General features: G+C 71.4%; 17 protein-coding genes. 9 read left to right on the forward strand and 8 right to left on the reverse strand.

Annotated elements, in window-relative coordinates; genetic code table 11:
- Nucleotides 1–7 precede the first annotated feature (7 nt).
- From ACZ7MX_RS16995 to proP, 4 genes are all read left to right on the forward strand, one after another.
- A complete protein-coding gene (locus tag ACZ7MX_RS16995; RefSeq protein ID WP_472132792.1) occupies nt 8–745 on the forward strand; it encodes a Mut7-C RNAse domain-containing protein in 738 nt (245 codons plus the stop codon).
- 736 nt (nt 746–1,481) lie between these two features.
- On the forward strand, nt 1,482–2,264 hold the full coding sequence (locus ACZ7MX_RS17000) for a hypothetical protein (protein WP_472132794.1): 783 nt from the start codon (nt 1,482–1,484) through the stop codon (nt 2,262–2,264).
- A 130-nt stretch (nt 2,265–2,394) separates the two neighbouring features.
- Nucleotides 2,395–3,099: a class F sortase gene (locus ACZ7MX_RS17005; protein ID WP_472132795.1), complete on the forward strand. Its 705-nt coding sequence runs from the start codon at nt 2,395–2,397 to the stop codon at nt 3,097–3,099.
- Between the two features lie 521 nt (nt 3,100–3,620).
- On the forward strand, nt 3,621–5,132 hold the full coding sequence (gene proP, locus ACZ7MX_RS17010) for a glycine betaine/L-proline transporter ProP (RefSeq protein WP_472132797.1): 1,512 nt from the start codon (nt 3,621–3,623) through the stop codon (nt 5,130–5,132).
- 144 nt (nt 5,133–5,276) lie between these two features.
- On the opposite strand, the gene ACZ7MX_RS17015 is transcribed toward proP, so the two are convergent.
- Nucleotides 5,277–5,939: a hypothetical protein gene (locus ACZ7MX_RS17015; protein WP_472132799.1), complete on the reverse strand. Its 663-nt coding sequence runs from the start codon at nt 5,937–5,939 to the stop codon at nt 5,277–5,279.
- A gap of 278 nt (nt 5,940–6,217) precedes the next feature.
- Between ACZ7MX_RS17015 and hemC the strand changes: the two genes are divergently transcribed.
- Nucleotides 6,218–7,153 (forward strand): hydroxymethylbilane synthase, encoded by a 936-nt coding sequence (hemC, locus tag ACZ7MX_RS17020; protein ID WP_472132800.1) that lies wholly within the window; start codon nt 6,218–6,220, stop codon nt 7,151–7,153.
- 33 nt (nt 7,154–7,186) lie between these two features.
- Here the strand turns inward: hemC and ACZ7MX_RS17025 are convergent, their stop codons facing one another.
- Nucleotides 7,187–7,573 carry a hypothetical protein gene (locus ACZ7MX_RS17025; RefSeq protein ID WP_472132802.1) on the reverse strand — a complete coding sequence of 129 codons (387 nt, stop codon included), beginning with the start codon at nt 7,571–7,573 and terminating at the stop codon, nt 7,187–7,189.
- Nucleotides 7,574–7,746: 173 nt separating this feature from the next.
- On the opposite strand from ACZ7MX_RS17025, the gene ACZ7MX_RS17030 reads away from it, so the two are divergent.
- Nucleotides 7,747–10,176 carry an MMPL family transporter gene (locus tag ACZ7MX_RS17030; protein ID WP_472132804.1) on the forward strand — a complete coding sequence of 810 codons (2,430 nt, stop codon included), beginning with the start codon at nt 7,747–7,749 and terminating at the stop codon, nt 10,174–10,176.
- Between the two features lie 50 nt (nt 10,177–10,226).
- Here the strand turns inward: ACZ7MX_RS17030 and ACZ7MX_RS17035 are convergent, their stop codons facing one another.
- The 3 genes from ACZ7MX_RS17035 to ACZ7MX_RS17045 all read right to left on the reverse strand — a co-directional run bounded on the left by ACZ7MX_RS17035 (nt 10,227) and on the right by ACZ7MX_RS17045 (nt 13,211).
- Nucleotides 10,227–10,499, reverse strand: a complete 273-nt coding sequence (locus ACZ7MX_RS17035) for an acyl carrier protein (RefSeq protein ID WP_472132806.1) — start codon at nt 10,497–10,499, stop codon at nt 10,227–10,229.
- The gene (locus ACZ7MX_RS17040) at nt 10,492–11,751 is read right to left on the reverse strand and encodes an SDR family oxidoreductase (RefSeq protein WP_472132808.1); all 1,260 of its coding nucleotides are present in this window, start codon (nt 11,749–11,751) and stop codon (nt 10,492–10,494) included. The genes ACZ7MX_RS17035 and ACZ7MX_RS17040 overlap by 8 nt, the downstream gene beginning before the upstream one ends.
- A gap of 233 nt (nt 11,752–11,984) precedes the next feature.
- Entirely contained in the window at nt 11,985–13,211 is a 1,227-nt protein-coding gene (locus tag ACZ7MX_RS17045; protein WP_472132810.1) for a beta-ketoacyl-[acyl-carrier-protein] synthase family protein, read from the reverse strand.
- Between the two features lie 492 nt (nt 13,212–13,703).
- Between ACZ7MX_RS17045 and ACZ7MX_RS17050 the strand changes: the two genes are divergently transcribed.
- Nucleotides 13,704–13,868 carry a hypothetical protein gene (locus ACZ7MX_RS17050; RefSeq protein ID WP_472132812.1) on the forward strand — a complete coding sequence of 55 codons (165 nt, stop codon included), beginning with the start codon at nt 13,704–13,706 and terminating at the stop codon, nt 13,866–13,868.
- Nucleotides 13,869–13,915: 47 nt separating this feature from the next.
- Here ACZ7MX_RS17050 and ACZ7MX_RS17055 read toward each other — a convergent pair whose 3' ends face one another.
- From ACZ7MX_RS17055 to ACZ7MX_RS17065, 3 genes are all read right to left on the reverse strand, one after another.
- On the reverse strand, nt 13,916–14,266 hold the full coding sequence (locus ACZ7MX_RS17055; RefSeq protein ID WP_472132814.1) for an MmcQ/YjbR family DNA-binding protein: 351 nt from the start codon (nt 14,264–14,266) through the stop codon (nt 13,916–13,918).
- 38 nt (nt 14,267–14,304) lie between these two features.
- Nucleotides 14,305–14,703 carry a potassium channel family protein gene (locus tag ACZ7MX_RS17060; RefSeq protein WP_472132816.1) on the reverse strand — a complete coding sequence of 133 codons (399 nt, stop codon included), beginning with the start codon at nt 14,701–14,703 and terminating at the stop codon, nt 14,305–14,307.
- A gap of 229 nt (nt 14,704–14,932) precedes the next feature.
- Nucleotides 14,933–15,979 (reverse strand): trypsin-like serine peptidase, encoded by a 1,047-nt coding sequence (locus tag ACZ7MX_RS17065; RefSeq protein WP_472132818.1) that lies wholly within the window; start codon nt 15,977–15,979, stop codon nt 14,933–14,935.
- Nucleotides 15,980–16,206: 227 nt separating this feature from the next.
- Between ACZ7MX_RS17065 and tap the strand changes: the two genes are divergently transcribed.
- Together tap and tpg are read left to right on the forward strand one after the other, a co-directional pair.
- Nucleotides 16,207–18,411 carry a telomere-associated protein Tap gene (gene tap, locus ACZ7MX_RS17070; protein WP_472132820.1) on the forward strand — a complete coding sequence of 735 codons (2,205 nt, stop codon included), beginning with the start codon at nt 16,207–16,209 and terminating at the stop codon, nt 18,409–18,411.
- A gap of 9 nt (nt 18,412–18,420) precedes the next feature.
- A complete protein-coding gene (gene tpg / locus ACZ7MX_RS17075; RefSeq protein ID WP_472132822.1) occupies nt 18,421–18,978 on the forward strand; it encodes a telomere-protecting terminal protein Tpg in 558 nt (185 codons plus the stop codon).
- The last annotated feature ends 121 nt before the right edge of the window (nt 18,979–19,099 follow it).

Consider the following 19,099-nt stretch of genomic DNA (forward strand, 5'->3'; position numbering starts at 1 on the left):
CGATGACATGCTGTGCGACGTGAACGCACCGGTAGTCCACTTCAGCTTCGCCCCTGAGCTGCACCTTTTCGTCGCGGCAGAGCACAGCGCCGCGGATGTCCCCGTGGTGACCGACGGGACGTCGACGCTCGGCCATGTCGTCGAGTCGTTGGGCGTGCCGCTCACCGAGGTCGGCGGTCTGGTGGTGGACGGGGCCGGGGCGACGCCGGCCCACGTACCGAGCGCGGGCGAGCGCATCGAGGTGCGGGCCGTCGCACGCCCGCAACAGGTCCCCGGTGCCCCGCTGCGCTTCCTGCTCGACGTCCACCTCGGCACCCTCGCCCGCCGGCTGCGGCTGCTGGGCGTCGATGCGGCGTACACGAACCAGGACCCGGGCGACGCCGCACTGGCGGCGCTCTCGGCGAAGGAGCGGCGGGTGCTGCTCTCCCGGGACCGGGGGCTGCTGCGCCGACGGGAGATCTGGGCGGGAGCGTTCGTCTACAGCGACCGGCCCGACGACCAACTCCGCGACGTCCTCAGGCGCTTTGCGCCCGCGCTGGCCCCCTGGACGCGCTGCACGGCCTGCAACGGCGAGCTGGCGGACGCCGACAAGGACTCGGTGCGCGAGCAACTCCAGCACGGCACGCAGCGTACGTACGACGTCTTCGCGCAGTGCACCGCCTGCGGCCGCGTCTACTGGCGCGGCGCCCACCACGCCCGACTGGAGGCCATCGTCCAGGAGGCGCTTCGGGAGAACGCCGGCTGATACGGCGAGTGACCGCCCGTTGGCCATCGCCCGCTGCCGCTGGAACACGCGGCGCGGGCGACGCCTCCCGGGGCGGCCTCTTGGCCGTACGAATTCCTCAGGGTGGGTGACGAGCGGGAGGGCAATCGCGGGGCGGAGGGCAAGTGGGGGCAGGGCGTGCGGGCGCTCTGCGCTGTGTGGCGCAGCAGGAAGGCGCCGGTGCGCTGCACTGAGGTGATCAAGGTGACGCTTCGTCAGTGAGCACTCAACTTCCGGTCGCCGCAGGGAAGTTCACGGACCAGCCAGGCGGCGGCCCGGTCGGCGTCGGCTCGGTGCTGGGGTTCTCTGCCGCCCGGCCGTAGTTGACCGCCGAGGTGGCAGTTGCAGCGCCGCCGCAGTTGCCGTCGCAGTCGTTGAGTCGTGAACCATCCCGGTGGTGAGTGCGCCCTCGCACCCCTAGCCCACTCGTTGCGCGACACGCCGACGACGCGCGCCGTCCAACGGGTGAATCCGCTGCTTTCGGCCACCCGAAGAGCCCATCGGGTACCTCGAATGCGACGTTCTCCGGTGGTGCGCGGTCGCAATCCGGCTGACGGTGATCACGTCGCTACTGCGATCCGATGTGCCGACAAAGAGTCAGCCTTCGCAGTCGCGCCGAAAGGAACATGTCCCCATGCGCACTGCCCGCACCCTGTTCGCTTCGGCCGCCATCACAGCGGCCCTCGCAATCTCCGCGCCCGCCGCACACGCAATGATCATGGAGGATATTGCCTCGGGCAGCGGGTCGTCTGCCACCAACAACGATCACGACAGGAACGGCGACCGCGACCGCGACCGTGACCACGGCCGCGACAACCGTTGCGACTACGGCCGTGGCGGCGGACGTGACTACGGCCGCGGCGACGGACGTGACAACGGTCGTGACAACGGTCGCGACAACGGCCGGGACAACGGTCGCGACAACGGCCGGGACCGCGACCGTGACAACGGCCGGGACAACGGTCGTGACAACGGCCGGGACCGTGACCATGGTCGTGACTACGGCCGGGACGGTGGCCGTGACCACGGCCGGTACCGCAACTGCGACCACGGCAGGCAGCGGCCGAGCGGTGGTGTGCACACCGGTGGCGGCGCGCTGGCCCAGACCGTGCTCGCCGACTGGGACCAGGGCAGCGGCTACGGTGACGACGACCACGGCCGGGGCGGCGGCCGCGACCACGGCCGCGACCACGGCCGGGACGGCGGCGGCCGCGACCACGGTCGGGACGGCGGCGGCCGGGACGGTGGCCGGGACCACGGCCGGGACGGTGGCGGCCGGGACCACGGTGGCTACGGCGACCGGGACCACGGCGGCTACGGCGACCGCGACCACGGTGGCTACGGCGACCACCGCCGGCCGCACGGCGGCATCCACACCGGTGGCGGTGGCCTCGCGTCCGGCAGCAGCATGGCTGCCGGCTCGGTGCTGATGCTCGGTGGTCTGGGTGCCGGTGCCTACATGCTGCGTCGTCGTTCCGGCTCGGGCTCTGCGACGGCCTGACAAGACTGCCCCGTACGGAGGCCGCTGCGCCGTCGCGGCCACCGTTCCTCGTGGACGGTGGCCGCGGCGCTTGCCTTTCCCACCGCCTCCCCACGACTCGTCGCCGCCCGTTCATGAAAGGCATCCGCACATGACCGCCCAGCAGTCGTCCCAGCCGAAGAAGAACCCGCCCCGGACCCCCGCCTCCCGCCCCGTCGGGCGCGGCCTGTTGTGGTCCGCGGCAGCCTTTCTGCTGGGTTCGCTCCTCGTCTACAACTCCGTCGACACCTCGGCGGATCCCCAGCCGCAGTCCCACGCCGTGGCCGCCTCCGCGACCCCCCGGGCGAACGGCCACTCATCCGCTCCGACCGTCGCTCCGGGACTGGCCCTGCCCCGCTCCGCGCCGAAGCGGCTGTCGATCCCGGCGATCGCGGTCGACGCGCCCTTCACCCCGCTCGGCATCACCCCGACCGGCCAGCTGGAAGCCCCTCCCGCAGGTGACAAGAACCTCGTCGGCTGGTTCAAGGACGGGGCCACGCCGGGCGAACGCGGTTCGTCGATCATCGCCGGTCACGTCGACACCAAGACCGGACCCGCGGTGTTCATGCAACTGGAATCCCTCAAACCCGGCAGTACGGTCAACATCACCCGTGAGGACGGGGTGATCGCCACGTTCAAGGTCGACTCCGTGGAGACCTTCAGCAAGGCGAACTTCCCCAACGACCGGGTCTACGGCGATGTGCCGGACGCGTCGCTGCGGATCATCACCTGCGGGGGCGCCTACGACCGGAAGGTCAGGGACTACGTCGACAACGTCGTGGTCTTCGCCCACCTCTCCTCGTACAGGCGTGCCTGATCTGCCTCGTACGCCCTTCCCCCCTCCCGGCTCTCTCCCCTTCCTCCCGTCTCCACCCCAGTGCCCGTCTTCGTGTTCCGTTCCGCTGCAACCCGACGATGCCCGGGCCGGCCGCCGCGCCGGTCCGGGCACCGTCCTGTTTCCGGCCCGCGGGCGAGCGACACGCAGAACCGTGGATGCTTCCCCGGCCGGGAAGGGGCGAGGGAATAATGAACGCGCTCGGCCTCGCCGCTCGGTATTCGTGCGTTTTCCGCTTTCCGACTACGCGAAGTGCTCACCAGGCGTTCCGGTCGTGAGCCGTTTTGCCTGGCGATCACTGGGCACACGCGAGACGACGTGAGTACCGCAGCCCTGAGAAGCAGAGCTGCGTACCGCAATCGTGAGTGCGTCTGACTCACTCTGCTCGTGATGCCGAAACCTCGCCCTGATGACGGGATGAAATGAACCCCGGACGTCAACCACCGCCCACCCCGCGGCGGGGCCGGAAGCCGGCCCGCGGGGGTACGCCCGCGACCGACCGCATGCTGCGCATTCTGCTGCGCCGCCGCAAACAGCCACTGAGCCCCCAGGACGTCACCGTCACGGACCGGCCCGCGGTCCGCAAGGCGGTCTCGGCGGCCGCGCTGGGCAACACCATGGAGTGGTTCGACTTCGGCGTCTACGCCTATCTGGCGGGCACGCTGGGGAAGGTGTTCTTCCCGGCGAGTTCGCCCGGGGCGCAGGTCGTCTCGACGTTCGCAACATTTGCCGCGGCGTTTCTCGTCCGACCGCTCGGTGGCCTCGTATTCGGTCCGCTCGGCGACCGCATCGGCCGTAAGCGCGTACTCGCCGCGACCATGATCATGATGGCGATCAGTACCTTCGCGGTCGGCTTTCTGCCCAGTTACCACACCATCGGCTTCGCCGCCCCGATTCTGCTGCTGATCTGCCGTCTGGTGCAGGGCTTCTCCACCGGTGGCGAATACGCCGGAGCCACCACCTATATCGCCGAATACGCCCCTGATACCCGGCGCGGATTCCTCGGCAGCTGGCTCGACTTCGGCACCTTCGTCGGGTACTCGCTCGGTTCCGGACTGGTCACGCTGCTCACCGGCGTCCTCGGCACGGACGGTCTGGTGAACTGGGGCTGGCGGCTGCCGTTCCTCGTCGCCGGGCCGCTGGGGCTGATCGGCCTGTACATGCGGCTGCGGCTGGAGGAGACGCCGGCCTTCCAGCGCGAGGCCGAACAGGCCCACCACGACGCGGAGGCGGTCCGTGCCGCGGGTGGCGAGGACCCGGTCGAGGAGGCCCGCCAGTCCGGACACGGACGGCTGAAGGAGATCTTCACCCGGCACTGGCAGGCGGTGCTGATCTGCATGAGCCTGGTGCTGCTCTACAACGTCACCAACTACATGGTGACCTCCTACCTGCCGACGTACATGACCGAGACCCTCGGCGAGGACCCCCTCACCGCGCAGCTGCTGGTGCTCGGCACCATGGTCGTCGTGGTGCTCACCATCACCACCGTCGGCCGCACCTCCGACAAGTGGGGCCGGCGGCCCGTCTTCATGGCGGGCAGCGCCGCCCTGATCGCGCTCGCCGCGCCCGCGGTGCTGCTCATCCGGGCCGGCGGCATCCTGCTGCCCGCCTTCGGATGTCTGATCCTCGGCCTGCTGTTGGTGTGCTTCGCCGGGACGTCGGCCTCGACACTGCCGGCCCTCTTCCCGACCCGGCTGCGCTACGGAGCGCTGTCGATCTCCTTCAACATCTCCGTCTCGCTCTTCGGCGGTACGACACCGTTGTTCGCCTCCGCGCTGGTGCAGGCGACCGGCAGCGCCATGGTCCCGGCGTACTACCTGATGGCGGCCGGTGTCATCGGGCTGATCGCCACCTTCTTCCTGCACGAGACCGCCGGCAAACCGCTGCGCGGCTCCGGCCCGATGGTGGAGACCGAGGAGCAGGCCCAGGCACTCGTGGCCCAGAGCCGCACCGAGGCCGGCCGGCGGGCCAGGGACGTCTGGATCCGGCTACGGCACCCGTGGGCGAGGCACTGAGCGCGGTACCGTACCGCGCCCTTGCCCTCCACCCGACGCAGCCCGACGACGCACGTTCCCGGGCGGGATCGACGAGGGCTCCGTCGTCACGACAGGCTCCGTCGTCACCCCCTCGTCACCCCGTCGGCGCAGTCACCTCGGACTTCATCGGCGCACGCTGCTGTCCCAGCGCCAACTGGTCGGACGAGGACGCCCCGGCAGCGCACCGCGTCCGGTGGCCCACAACAGGACGGCCCACGGGTCGGGGGTCGCCGGGGCCCCCGCGTCAGCTGGAGCCCCCGGTGTGCCCGCCGCACCCGGGTCACCCGGATCACCCAGGACACCCAGGGCGTCCGGGAACAGCCGGGCGAGCACCCGTGTGCACAGGTCGGCGGGCGGCTCCCAGGTCAGCCCCAGCCCCTCGGCCAGATCGTGGGTGTGGACCAAGGTCTCCACCGCCCCCATCGCCGCGAAGCCCGCCGGGTCCGACAGCCCGAACACATGGTGAGCCCGGACCTCCGGAGACGCCGTGCGCACCATGGCGACCAACAGCGCGCCGCACGCCTCCAGCACCTGCAACAGCCCCGCCGGCCCCGCCGCGCGGTCGGCATGTACGGCGTTCGCGGGCCCGCCCGGCCGCCGGCTCTCCCACACGAAGGGCACCTCACCGTCCAACGGCGGCTTCCGCGGCCCGAGTTGGACGGCGTAGGCGAAGAGGTCGTCACTGAGATGCTCGACCGTCTCCCAGCAGTCCCACTCCAGCGAACCGGCTTTTTGCTGCCACGCGTCCGCGGGCGCCCGGCGCAGCGCGGCCACCGCGAGCTGCACGCAACGGTCGAGGTCGTCCGCGGTGACGGTAAGGGAGGACGGGGGCGGGGACAGGGGCAGGGGCCTGGACGCGGACGCAGGAGGCTCGGAAGCGGCGCCGCAACGGAAACTCGAACCGGCACTGTCGCTGGAACTGGCGCTGGAACTGGGCGTTGACCGGGACATGAAGGGACCGTATCCCGCGATCACGTGGACGAAGCGAGAGGACGCCGAGGAAACGCCCCCGCGGGTGGCCTCCTGAGGGCTGCCGTCCATAACTGACGGACTATCGTGGGCGCATGTCCGCCCCAGAACTGATCCGTATCGTCTCCCGCGACTCGCCGATGGCCCTGGCCCAGGTGGAGCGGGTACGCACCGAACTCGCCGCGCTCCATCCCGGCATCGCCACCGAGGTCATCCCGGTCAAGACCACCGGTGACCGCTGGATGGGCGCGCTCTCGCAGGTCGAGGGCAAGGGCGCGTTCACCAAGGAGGTCGACGCCGCGCTGCTCGCCGGTGAGGCGGATCTGGCGGTGCACTGCGTCAAGGACATCCCGGGCGACCGCCCGCTGCCGGCCGGGACGACCTTCGCCGCGTTCCTGGAGCGCGATGACGTCCGCGATGCGCTGATCGACCCGGGTGGCCGTACGCTCGACGAGCTCCCCGCCGGCACCCGGATCGGTACCTCCTCGGTCCGGCGGATCGCCCAGCTCGCCGCCTCGCACCCGCACCTCCAGTGCGTGCCGATGCGCGGCAACGCCAACCGCCGCATGGAGAAGCTCGCGGCCGGCGAGGCGGATGCATTGCTGCTGGCCGTCTCGGGCCTTGAACGCATCGGCCGTACGGACGTGATCACCCAGATCCTTTCCGTCGAGGAGATGTGCCCGCCGATCGGCGCGGGTGTGCTGGCGCTCCAGTGCCGTGAGGACGACACCGAGACCATCGACGCGGTCAGCGGTCTGGGCCACCCCCCAACGCACCAGGAGACCACCGCCGAGCGGATGCTGCTGCACGTCCTGCAGGGGCACTGCAACAGCCCGATCGCGGGTTACGCCACCACGGACCGCCGCGGCGAACTCTCCCTGCGCGCCTGCGTCTTCACCCCGGACGGCAAGACGGTCCTCAACGCCCACGAATGGGCCGGCCCGCTCACCCCGGAGACGCTCGGCACCTCCGTGGCCGTGACCCTGCTGCGCCAGGGCGCCCGCGAACTCATCGACGGCATCCCGCACTGAGTCCGCGACACCCCGAGCGGACGCGGGCTCTCCTCAGCCCCGGGGTACGACCACGACCTGGTCGTCGTCCTCGTAGATGATGCGGCCCGGGTCGGCGGACTCCAGTCGTTCGTACGGGACGCCGTGTGCGGTCAGTAGGTGCAGGTAGCCGTCCACGCGCTCTATGAGGTGGGTCGCAGTGGTCTTGAACCAGGCCACTGCGCACGGGTTCCGTTGCCGGTCGTAGACGAGTGGGTCGGTGTGGGACGGATCGGCGTAGTGGGCGTCGTACCAGTCGTTACCGGCGCGCCAGAAGCGGTACTGCTCCTCGCTCAGCCTGCCGTCCCGGGCGAGCCCGTTGGCGAGGGCGAAGATGCCGGGGAAGTGGCCGTGCGGGCTGCGCGTCGTGCCTTGGAACCGTAGGTAGCGGATCTGGGTCACGGGTTGACCTCCGGTGGGGCGATGGGGCGGGGTAATCGCGGCGGGCATGGGCATGGGCATGGGGTCGGGTTGCGGACTCGTGTGTCCTTCATGGTGCGCCATCCGTTCCATGTGTGTCGTGACTGACGGCGCGTCAGCTCTACCTGCCCGCAGGCCGGCCGGACCATGGCGCGATGGGCAAGGGATACGGCGGGACGGGCCGGTGGGGGTTCGCGGAGTGGGGGGTGCGGTTTCCGCGGCGGGTGCTGGTGGTGGCGGGGGTGGTGTGCGTCCTCTTCGGATGTGCTGCCGCGGGGCTGGCCGATCGGCTGTCCGTAGGCGGGCTGGCCGCGTCGGGGACACCTTCGGCGCGGGCCGAGGCATGGGCGGCGCGCTACGGGGCCGGCAGTCCGGAACTCGTGCTGGTCGTCCGGCCGGTCTCACCGCGGAATGCGCTGGACGGTCCGGCGGTGCGCGTCGCGGGACGACGTCTGACGGAGCGGCTGGCGGCCGAGGGAGGGGTGGCCGGGGTCCGCTCGTACTGGACGGCGGACGTGGACGGTGTGCACAGCCCTCGTGGTACCGGTCTTGCTCGTGATCTCGATCCTCTTGATCTCGGCCTTGAACGTGGGCGTGCGGCCGGGTTGCGGTCCAGGGATGGGCGGGCCGCGCTCGTGCTGGTCGATCTGGCGGGGAGCGAGACCGAGACGGCGCGTACCGCGGAGCGGGTCGTACCGCGCTACACCGGGGAGATCGGCCCGTTCGCGATCCGCGCCACCGGGCCCGCGTGGAGCCTGGCGCAGTCGACCGGACAGGCACGTACGGACCTGCTGCGGGCCGAACTGATCGCCGCACCGCTGACCTTCGTGATCCTGGCCCTGGCGTTCCGTTCGCTGGTGGCGGCGCTCCTGCCGGTGCTGGTCGGCGGGGTGGCGGCGGTGGGGGCGCTCGCGGTGCTGTGGGCGCTCACCGCCGTCACGGACGTCTCCGTTTTCGCCGTCAACCTCATCGGCGCGCTCGGCTTCGGACTGGCGGTGGACTACGCCCTGTTCATCGTCGCCCGGTTCCGTGAGGAGCAGGCCCGCGGGCGTACCGCACAGGAGGCGGCGCGGGCCGGCGTGGCGACGGCCGGCCGTACGGTCGCGGTGTCCGCCGGTACGGTGACCGCGGCCCTGGCGGCGCTGTTGGTGTTCCCCTTCTCGTTCCTGCGCTCGATGGCGTACGCGGGCATGGTGGTGGTCGTACTCGCCGCCCTTACCGCGGTGTTCGTGCTGCCGGCCGTACTGGTCCGCTGGGGGAGCCGGGTCACGGCGCTGGATCCCCTGGGACGGTTCCGGTGGGCGCCGGCGCCGACGATCGGCGGGGACAGTCCGCTGTGGGGCGCGGTCGCACGGGCGGTCACCCGGCGGCCGGTGTGCTGGGGAGCGGCCTGCCTGGTGGTGCTGGCCGTGCTGGTGGTGCCGTTCGCACACGGCCGCCCCGGGCTCGCCGATGAACGGATCCTGCCGGCCGGCGCCGAATCGCATGCGACCGCCGATCTCGTACGGAGGGAGTGGGGGATGTCCGCGGAGGGCACCCTGGTGGCGGTTCTCCCGGGCGTCGATCCGGCCGCCGACCGGACGGCGCTGGATGCGTACGGGCGCAGGCTGTCCGCGCTGGCCGGGGTGCGGGGGGAGGCGACGGTGACCGTTCCGGCGACGGGACGGTACGAGGGCGGGCGGCGGGTGGGGGGCGAGGGAGCGTATCCCTCGGAGACGGGCGGGGGAGCGTATGCGCCGAGGCCGGGCGGGGCAGCCCTCGGGCACGTGGTGCGGGGCACTGTGGTGACGTTGACGCTGCGGTCCGATCCGCAGTCGGCGCGTGCCGCCGCACTCGTGCACGCGGTCCGTCGGCTGCCGGCCCCCGGCGGCACCCTGCATCTCGCCGGCTGGGCCGCTCAAGTCGTCGACGCCCGGGCCGCGTTGGCGCACCGGCTTCCGCTGGCACTGGGACTGATCGCCGCCGGGACCATGGCCGTGGTGTTCCTGTTCACCCGCAGCGTGCTGATTCCGCTGAAGGTGCTCGCGGTGGCGGCGCTGAGCCTCACCGCCGCCCTCGGCGGTCTCGTCTTCGTCTTCCAGGACGGTCATCTGCGGTCACTGCTCGGCGACTTCACCGTCACCGGCACGATCGACATGACGATTCCGCTGCTTCTGTTCAGCGTGGCGTTCGGCCTGTCAGTGGACTACGAGCTGTTTCTGCTCTCCCGCATCCAGGAGCACTACCGGGCGACGGGCGACAATACGGCGGCGATCGTCCACGGCATCTCCCGGACCGGACGGCTGTTCACCGCGGCGGCGCTCGCGGTAGCCGTGGCCATGGGCGCGCTCGCCTCCTCGGGCGTGCTGCTGCTCAAGGAACTGGGAGTCGGTCTGGCGCTGGCCGTCGTGGTCGATGCCACGGTGGTACGGGGGGTGCTCGTCCCGTCGGTGATGCGGCTGGCGGGGCGGGCCAACTGGTGGGCGCCGGGGCGCGGCCGCCGTGATCGTCATCCCCGACAGGGGCACCCGCACCATGACGGCCCGTCAGTCACGTCCGGTCACGCCGATGTGACCGACCTGACCTCACCCTCGAGCCGAGCCTGATTCCGACCACGAGCGGCCGTGCGGCGGAGCGGGTGAGAGGCGGGCGCCGGTCACGACCGCACGGAAGACGTCTCGACGAGCGCTGTTGCCTCCGCGAGCGTCATACCCGGACGCAGCTCGGTCTCCCCGGTCACCCCGAGGCGTTCGCCCATGACGAGGGCGAATTCCAGGAGTGCGAGGGAATCGACGTCGAGTTCCTCGAACGTCGCGTCAGGACGCAGTTCGGCCGTGTCGATGCCGAAGGTCTCGCTCAGGGCCGCGCAGATGACGGCGTAGGCGGGGGAGGGAGCAGGGGGAGTGTGCGTCGGGCAGGAATCAGACACGAGCCGTCACGGCTCCCTTCTGTGGAGAGGAGAAAGAGGGGGAAGAGGAGGAGGGAGAGGGAGGAGGGGCGGAGAAGCCGGGCGACGAGGGCATGCTCATGCCCGCGCGGACGTACTCCCCGGACAGTTCCGGCGGTGGTGCCAGGCCGGCCGCCGCGGCCTCCAGGCGGGTCCGGTCGTAGTGGCGGCGGGACCACCAGTGCGGAGTCAGTCCGGCGGCCAGGCGGATGAGGAACCGCTCCAGCGGGCGCATGTCTTCGGCCGTCAGGTCCGGGTCAAGCGTGACATCGAGCCAGTCACATCCGCTCAAGGCGATCCGCACCAACTCCTGCACCGAGCAGTCCTGTTGGTGCGTCACGTGATAGGTCTCCACGGGTGACTCCGGGTCGGCCACCGTCTTCGCGGGGCGGGCGGCGGCGCAGCGCAGCATGGCCGTCACCGCCCAGTCGACCTGCAGCAGGTTGACGACGGCGTCCGGCCGGCCCGGCACGCGCGCCGTATAGGGGAAGCTGATGTCGCCGCCGGCCAGACCGGCGGCGCGTAGGACGAAAGCCGGATCCTGTCGCTCCAGCATGCTGATCCGGGCCGCCTGGACCGCCAGCCAGTGGCGCGGCTCACCTGCCTGGGACGGCCGGTCGGTCACCAGCAGACTCGGGCGGAAGACCACCGCCGGCCGGCCCTCGGCCCGTGCCCATGCGCGCACCAGGCTCTCGGCGCGGAACTTCGACTCCTCGTACAGGGTGGCAAATCCGTACTGCTCATCCAGCGTGTCCTCGTACACCAGGCCCGTTCGGCGCCCGCCCGCGACGAACGCGGTGCTGATGTGGAACAGCCGCCCGGTACGCCCGCCGGCGCTCAGCAGCTCCAGGACGCGGCGGGTGCCCTCCACGTTGGTGCGGTGCAGTGCCGCCGCCTGGCCCAGCGGGCTGGTGTCGGCGGCGCAGTGCCACAGCTCCTGCGTGCGCCGCGCCAGCACCGCGTGTTCCGCCTCGGACAGCCCCAGCCGCGGGGCGGACAGCTCGATCCGCATCGGGGTGACCCGCCGGTGGAACTCGTCGGCGTCCCACGCGATCCGCGATCCGGCCTCGCCCCCGGGCCCGGCGGCTGTGCTGCGTACGGCCCGTAGCAGGCGTTCGCGTGCGGAGACCGGATCGCCTCGTACGAGGGCGCAGACGGGACGGTCGTCCCTGCGCAGCAGCGCGGCGAGGAGCTGTGCGCCGAGAAAGCCGGTGGCACCGGTGATCGTGATCAACGACTCACTCCTTCGACCGCGCGGCCGGCCGCGGCGCGGCAGCGTCCGCACCGCGGGCCCGCACTGTGGCATGGGGCACTGACGTTATTCCTATTTATGAGGAATGTATTGCAGTATGTCGAAGTGTCAGGGATCAGCGGCCCCGGCGCACCGGCGCACCGTTGCAATGCGAGCATTCGCGTGATCTCCGGCCGCGTCCGTGCGCCCCCATCGGCTCCACGGCTGGACTGGCTCTACGACGCCGCGTGGAAGACCAGTACGGCGTTCTGGCCGCCGAACCCGAACGCATTGCTCACCGCCACCGCCATCGGCAACGGCCGTGGCGCCTTCGCGACCACGTCGAGCTCGATCTCGGGATCCTGCCGCCGCAGATTCGCCGTCGGCGGGATCACCTGCTCCGCCAGCGTCAGGACCGTGCACGCCGCCTCGATCGCCCCGGCGCCACCGGCCGAGTGCCCCAGGGCCCCCTTCACCGCGGTCACCAGCGGCGGCCGCCGGAAGACCTGCCGCAGTGCCAGCGCCTCCGCCCGGTCGTTGAGGACCGTCGACGTGCCGTGCGCATTGACGTGGTCGACATCGCCCGGCTCGATCCCCGCGTCGCCCAGCGCGGCCGACAACGCCTCGGCCGCCCCGCGTCCTTCCGGGTGCGGCGCCGTGAAGTGGTACGCATCGCACGACGCCCCGTAGCCGGACAGGTAGGCGTGCGGGCGGGCACCGCGCGACCGGGCATGTGCCAGCCGCTCCAGTACGAGCACCCCGGCCCCCTCCGCCAGGACGAACCCGTCACGGTCCGCGTCGAAGGGGCGGGACGCGCCCGCGGGGTCGTCCGCCCGCCGGGACAGCGCGCCCATCTGGTGGAAGCAGGCGGCCGGCACCCGGCTGCACAGCGATTCGCTGCCACCCGCCACCACCACGTCGCAGGCGCCCGCGAGCAGCAGCTGGCGGGCGGTGCCCAAGGCCGTCGCGCCGGACGCGCACGCCGTACTGACCGTCAAGTTCGGCCCCCGCACCTGGAGGTCCATCCCCACTTCGCCGGCCACCATGTTCGGCACACTGCGCGGAATGGCCAACGGGGAGATGTCCGTGGCCCGTCCCTCGGTGAGCTTGGTGAACTCCGCCTCGTAGCGCTCCATGCTCGCCGTACCCACCCCCAGGACGACCCCCACCCGTACGGGATCCCACCTGCCGGCGCCCAACCCGGCGTCCTTCACCGCCTCGCGGGCGGCCACCAGGGCCATGGCCGCGCACCGGTCCAGCCGCCAGGAGAGCCGGCGTCCGAGCTGCGCGGCAGCGTCGAAGTGGGGCACCCGGCAGCAGAAGTCCACCGGAAGGCCGGCGAGTGACGGCTCGGTCGCCGCGGTGGATGCGCCCGTCAGCAAGCCCTGCCAGGTCGCGGCGACCCCCACGCCCGCGGGCGTCACCAGCCCCAGCCCCGTGACGGCCACCTCTCGCGCGCTCATTCCGCCCCCACCCTCCGCACCCGCGCCTCAGCGATTTCCGGCATGCGCTCAGTATTGGCAGCCGTCCGCCCGCCCCGGGCGCGCCAAGCCGCAGCGTCCCCCGACCAGCCGCAGCCTTCCCGGGCATGGGCGGGGAGTGGGGGCTGTGGGGGGCGGCGGGGCGCGCACCGTGCCCCGCCGCGCCCCTACGGGTCCTCCGTGCGTACCCTTCGCACGTGCCTTTCGTGCGCACAAACCGTGCGTTCGATCATCAACGGTGATCAACAGTCTCAGGCTCTGGGATGATCTTTGCATGCTCGCCAGGCACATGACACGATGGCCAGCGCCGCACGGGGGAGCGGTGTATCAGTGGGGACAACCTCCCTTTGCGCACCAAGGTTTCAGTCGACCCACCGAGGCCGGCTGACCCCACCGGTGCTCCCTTCTTCCCGGGGCGGCGAATACCTACCGAGCCGAACCAGCGTAAGCACACGGAAAGAAGGAACCGCCGATATGAGCACCGCCACGCACTCCTCCGGCACCACGCCCATCTACGAAGAGCTCGTCGAGGAGCACGGCGACGTCCTCGCCGCAACCCGTGAGGCGGCCGAGCATTCCCAACTCAAGGCGTCCCAGGCTCTCGACTGGAGCGATCTGCGCCGCCGTCACCACCAGTAGGTAGCAGTCGTTCTCGATTGCGCCTTCTCGTGATTGTGCCTTCTCGATTACGCATTCTCGCTCGGGCGGAAGCTGTCCAACAACCGTGCCGGGGCGGCCTGCTTCCAGGAATCCACGAGGATGTCCCGGAGTTCGTCCACGTCCTCCAGCGCGGCCAGCCGGACCCGCACCCAGTGAGAACCTGCCTCATGCGGCGGCACCCAGAATTTGTGCGGTTCCGCGGCGATCAGCTCGTGCCGCTCGTGGATGGGGCAGCGCACGGCGAATGACGTCTCGTCGTCGGGAACGGTGACGAACATCTTCCCCGCCACCCGGAACGTGGGCATCTCCCAGGCTTCCTTCTCCACCGTTTCCGGGAGGGACAGGGCGATACGGCGGACGTCGGAAGAATCGATCACGTCACCACTTTAGCCCCGCCGACCACCTCCTGAAGCGTTCAGGAAGGCGCGGAGGGGCCGCGGCCCCTGATCAGATTCTCGACATGGTCGAAACGCGCATGCAGCGTCCGCAACTCCGCCCGCAGCGCCTCCGCATCCTCGCGCGTGTGGCTGCCGATCGCCTTACCCAGCCGGATCGCGTCCTGCTCCGCACGACCGACGAACCACGTGGCGAGGGCGGCCGTGAGGACGCCGAACGCCGTAATGGCGCCGAGCATCAAAAGGGACGCGATGACCCTGCCCCACACCGTCACCGGGTAGAAGTCCCCGTACCCCACCGTGGTCGCCGTCTCGATCGACCACCACACCGCTTTCGGGTACGACGTGATATTCGCCCGCGGTGCGCCCGATTCGGCGACGACCACCAGAGCAGCGCCCGCGAGCAGCAGCGCGCTCATGCCGACGGTCACCCAGAAAGCGGCCCGTGCGTGCAGCCGACGCCATGACTCGTTCCGGAAGAGGCGATTCAGGGCGGATACGAGAAACGACGGCACCAACGCGGGTCATCACCTTCCACTGCCGGCCTGACCGGAATTGAGATCTGCCGTGCGAAAACCGGCTCTCCGACGGAAAGCCGGTTTTCTTACGGCATTGCCGACATTAACAGGGGGCGATGCCGGGGCCTGGTCACGCGGAGGGAACGCGGGGTGCGGCCGGAGTGTCGCCGCGTACGGCGTGCAGATAGAGCGCCATCGTGTCGAGGGTGAAATACGAGCTGTAGGAGACGTCGGGGAAGTCCCCGCCGGTGTGGTAGCCGCCGATGACCCCGATCAGGGCGTAACCGGTGAAGTCCCGTACCAGGAACGGCCCGCCGGAGGTGCCGCCGATGTAGCCGGCGCAGGCGATCTCCAGGAAGTCGCCGGGGGCGGCCGGGTCGGTGCTGGTGTAGCGGTGCGTGGACGAGGTGCAGTCCAGCGGCTTGGGGTGGGTGGTGTCACTGTTGCCCGGGTAACCGATGAGCCGCACGTTCCGGTGGTTGTACCCGGGATACGGGACCAGGTCGTACCCGCCGGTGACGTCCTCCACCTCGGCCCCGTCGGCCCGCGCGCCGAGTCGTACGACCGCGTAGTCCCAGCGTGCGCCCCCGGCCGTACCGAGGTCGTAGTAACGCTGGTCGAGGTAGATCCGGTCGACGGGGTAGATCCCGTGGGGCTTCAGGCCGTCGTGGTACTGCGGCACGAACGACAGGTGGCGCTTCGGATTTGGCGCGCGCAGGCAGTGCGCGGCGGTGACGACGAGGTTGCGGAGTGGGCTGCGGACGACCGTTCCACCGCAGAAGCGGCCGGTGTTGGTGCCGTCCGTCCAGAAGAAGGTGCCGACCTGCGGGAGGCCGTCGAACGGGTGGCTGGGCGGAACCGGGTCCGCCGCGGTCGAGGGGCGCGCCGGGCGAAGGCTGTTGCTCCTCTTCGCCGGGCCACTCCTGTCGGCCGCGACCGGCTCGGCGGCCGCCATGCGCTGCGGGGTCCAGTACGCGTCGTCCTCCGAGGCGGACGAGGTTGCCGATGTCGACGTGGGTGACAGTCTTGCCGGCGCCGGATGAGGAGCGCCGGTTGCATGGGCGACGGGGGCGAAGGGGGCCGGCGGGGCGACGATGAGTGCCAGTCCGGCGAGACCGAGGAGGAGGTGGGTGAGGAGGAGGGGGCGGAGGCCGCGTACGGCGATCGGTCTGTGCATGATCGGGGTCCTCCCGAGGGATGCTGGCCGAGCGTGAGAGCCGAGGGTGCGTGAGGGGCCGAGCGGGCGAGCCATGGTCCTACGGGATGGTCCTACGGCGGGGCCCGGTGTGGCGAGAGGGCGTGCCGAGGGGCCCGGTCCGGGCGGCGTGACGGTGCGTTCCGGCGTGCGTTTCGCGGGGGGAGTGGGGGTGCGATTCGGATAGGGTGGCGAGGGAGGTGGTTCCCGTGGCCAGTGAGCAGGATGCGCTCTTTGCGTCGGTTGATGCGTTGCTGGCGCAGGCCGGTGCGCCGGATGCGCTCCCGGAGCCGGCGGAGCGCAAGCGACTGCGCGAGGCCGCCGGCCTGAGTCAGGATCAGGTCGCCGCGGCGCTGTCCGTCCGGCGGGAGACGATCACCAGCTGGGAAGCCGGCCGGACCGAGCCGCGCCAGCCGAAGCGCGCCGCGTATCTGCGGCTGCTGGAGGGTCTCGCGGAGAGATTTCCTGCCGGGCCGGGTGCCGACGATCGCCCGGAACCCGCCGAGCCTGCACCGGCTCCCGCGCCGATCCCTGCCCCGGTCTCCCCTGCCGCCCGGGCCGCAGCACCCGCATCGGCGCCCGCCTCCACGGCGCCCGCCGCGATTGTCCCTGCCCTCCCTGTCGCCCCTGCCGCGCCCGCCCCCCGGTCCACCCAGCCGCCCCGCCCCACCCGTACCGCCGCCCGTCCTGCCCGCCCCCCACGCACCCCCCAGCCACCGTCCCAGCCGTCCTCGCCCGACCCCGGCCCCGACTCCCGGTTCGCGCACGGGCCGCTTGCCGTGCTCGACGGGGACGGTTCCGCGTACTGCGTCGAGGGGCTGGTGCTGGACTGTCCGGCCAAGAGCGTGCCGGCGCTGGTCGAGTGGGCGTTGACCGAGGCGAAGCTCGGGGCGCCGCGGCTGCATCGGCACGGCAAGGACGCGGACCCGCTGGTCGTGATCACCTCCGGTGCCGCCGAACGGCTGGGGCTGCCCGCCGCCCTGGAGGACCGGCGGAGGCTGCGCCTGGCGGCCGACCACAAGATCGTCAAGCAACTCGCGCGCGCCAAGTGGCAGCTCACCCGGCGCGGTTTCGGTCCCTGGCCGCGGATCTACCGTCCCGCAGACGGTGGCCGGCGGCAGTGCGTGCAGCTCGCGATCCTCCCTTGGGGCGCGCTCGACGCCCGTTCCTGGGGAGAGGCGGAGCACCTTCCGGCGGCCGAACTCGCCCGCGTACTGGGCTCGTTCGCGACGAGGGTCATCACCCCGCGCGGTTCGACGGCCGTCTGCGGACTGGAGCTGATGACCGCGCTGCGCCCGCCGACCCGCGCCGTCAGGGACGACGGCACCGGCGCCTGGGTTTCCGGGCCCAACCCGGGCGCGCTCACGGAACCCGTCGATCCCGCGCCGCCCGAGGCGCCCGGCGAACACCCGGTGGTCGCCGCCCGCTACCCGCGCCATCATGAGCGCACCCCCGACCAGGTCCTCGACGAAGAGGCCTATGACTGGTTCCGGCCGCTCACCGACGAGGAGTGCGCCCAGGGCTATGCGTACGGGGTCGGCATCGACGTCAACATGGCGTTCGCCGCGGCGGCGAACCGCCTCACCGTCGGCACCGGCCCGGCCACCCACGTGCACGCCCCGGCCTTCGACCCCAAACTGCCCGGCACCTGGCTCGTCGACCTCTCCGGCATCGACGTCGACCCGCGGCTGCCCAACCCGTTCACCCCGAGGGGCGTCCGACCGGCCGGGCCGGCCTGGTACGCCACCTCGACCCTCGCGTACGCGGCCGAACTCGGCGCGCACGTCGAGCCGTTGGAGGCATACGTACGGTACGAGCACGGCTCCTATCTGGACGCCTGGTACACCCGGCTGCGCGATGCCTACATGGCCACGATGGCCGATCTCGGGGTCACCCCGGGAATGCCGGACGCCGACTTCCTGGCCGCCATGGCGCGCCACAAGGACGTGGACCCCGGGCAGGCGGCCGTGCTGTCGGCCATCAAGTCGACCGTCAAGGGCGGCATCGGCAAGCTCCGTGAGCGGCCGCAGGGTGTCGGCCACAAATACGGCGAGCGCTGGCCCGCCCTGGAACGGCCCACCTGGAGCCCGCACATCCGGGCGGAACTCATCGGCAAGGCCCGCACCAACATGCACCGCAAGATGACCAAGCTCGCCGCCGTCGGGCGCTTCCCGGTCGCGGTCCTGTCGGACTGCGCCGTCTACCTCTCCCACGGTCCGTCGCCGCTCGACTTCCTCCCGTACACGGAGGAGGGCAAACCGCTTCCCGGGGGTTTCCGGCTCGGGGTGTCGCCCGGCATGGTCAAGCACGAGGGCACCCAGGACTTCCTGTGGGTGGCCGCGATGATCGAGGACGAGCGGATGAACCCGGCCCGGCACATCAAGGGCACCGACGCCGCCGGAGACGGGGAGTAGGGGCACGCCATGGGCATCATCCAGGACAGCCTGGACAAGGCCGAGGAGCACACCGCCACCCGCCCCCTCCCCAAGTCGGCGCCGGCGCAGATGCGCTTCCTGGTCAGGTCGGAGAAGGGCTCGACCATGGCGGTGGCACGGCTGCTCGGGGTCTCCCAGCGGACGGTCGAGCGTTACGTCAAGGCGCAGATCAAGCGGCCCCGCCAGGACCTGGCCGCCCGTATGGAGCGCGAGGTCCGCAGGCGGTGGCAACCGCGGGTCCGCGAGCGGGCCAAGAAGCGGGCGGCGACCGTCGGCGGCATCGTCATCGAGACCCGCGCCCGCTTCGGCTTCACCGCCGCCCCGGGCAGCACCGACGACAGCCGCATCCGGCGCATCACGCAGGCCCTGCCCCCGGCCTACGCCGCCCGCCTCTTCGACGCCCAGGCCGCCGGGGCGACGGAGCAGCAACTGCGCGACATCGCCGCCGAGGGGCTGCAGGAGATCTACTTCAAGGACCACGGCCGCCGCGCCGACGGGCTGCGGGTGGAGTTCACCGACATCGAGTATGTGGAGATGGAGTTTTAAGGAGCGACCAAGCGACCTAGCGAGCCAGGTGGCTGGTGGCTGCGGTTCGTTGCCCTCGGCAACATTTGCGCCTGTCCCGCCCCCGCCCGCTGTCCCTGTCCCGCCCCCGGCCCGCTTCCCC

The organism is Streptomyces sp. NPDC107765, assembly GCF_055657085.1.

What these genes read in the sequence shown, in the direction of transcription:
- ACZ7MX_RS16995 (WP_472132792.1), top strand. Translation starts at nt 8, where the DNA reads ATGCTGTGCGACGTGAACGCACCGGTAGTCCACTTCAGCTTCGCCCCT.
- ACZ7MX_RS17000 (WP_472132794.1), top strand. Translation starts at nt 1,482, where the DNA reads ATGGAGGATATTGCCTCGGGCAGCGGGTCGTCTGCCACCAACAACGAT.
- ACZ7MX_RS17005 (WP_472132795.1), top strand. Translation starts at nt 2,395, where the DNA reads ATGACCGCCCAGCAGTCGTCCCAGCCGAAGAAGAACCCGCCCCGGACC.
- proP (WP_472132797.1), top strand. Translation starts at nt 3,621, where the DNA reads ATGCTGCGCATTCTGCTGCGCCGCCGCAAACAGCCACTGAGCCCCCAG.
- hemC (WP_472132800.1), top strand. Translation starts at nt 6,218, where the DNA reads ATGTCCGCCCCAGAACTGATCCGTATCGTCTCCCGCGACTCGCCGATG.
- ACZ7MX_RS17030 (WP_472132804.1), top strand. Translation starts at nt 7,747, where the DNA reads ATGGGCAAGGGATACGGCGGGACGGGCCGGTGGGGGTTCGCGGAGTGG.
- ACZ7MX_RS17045 (WP_472132810.1), bottom strand. Translation starts at nt 13,211, where the DNA reads ATGAGCGCGCGAGAGGTGGCCGTCACGGGGCTGGGGCTGGTGACGCCC.
- ACZ7MX_RS17050 (WP_472132812.1), top strand. Translation starts at nt 13,704, where the DNA reads ATGAGCACCGCCACGCACTCCTCCGGCACCACGCCCATCTACGAAGAG.
- ACZ7MX_RS17060 (WP_472132816.1), bottom strand. Translation starts at nt 14,703, where the DNA reads ATGAGCGCGCTGCTGCTCGCGGGCGCTGCTCTGGTGGTCGTCGCCGAA.
- ACZ7MX_RS17065 (WP_472132818.1), bottom strand. Translation starts at nt 15,979, where the DNA reads ATGCACAGACCGATCGCCGTACGCGGCCTCCGCCCCCTCCTCCTCACC.
- tpg (WP_472132822.1), top strand. Translation starts at nt 18,421, where the DNA reads ATGGGCATCATCCAGGACAGCCTGGACAAGGCCGAGGAGCACACCGCC.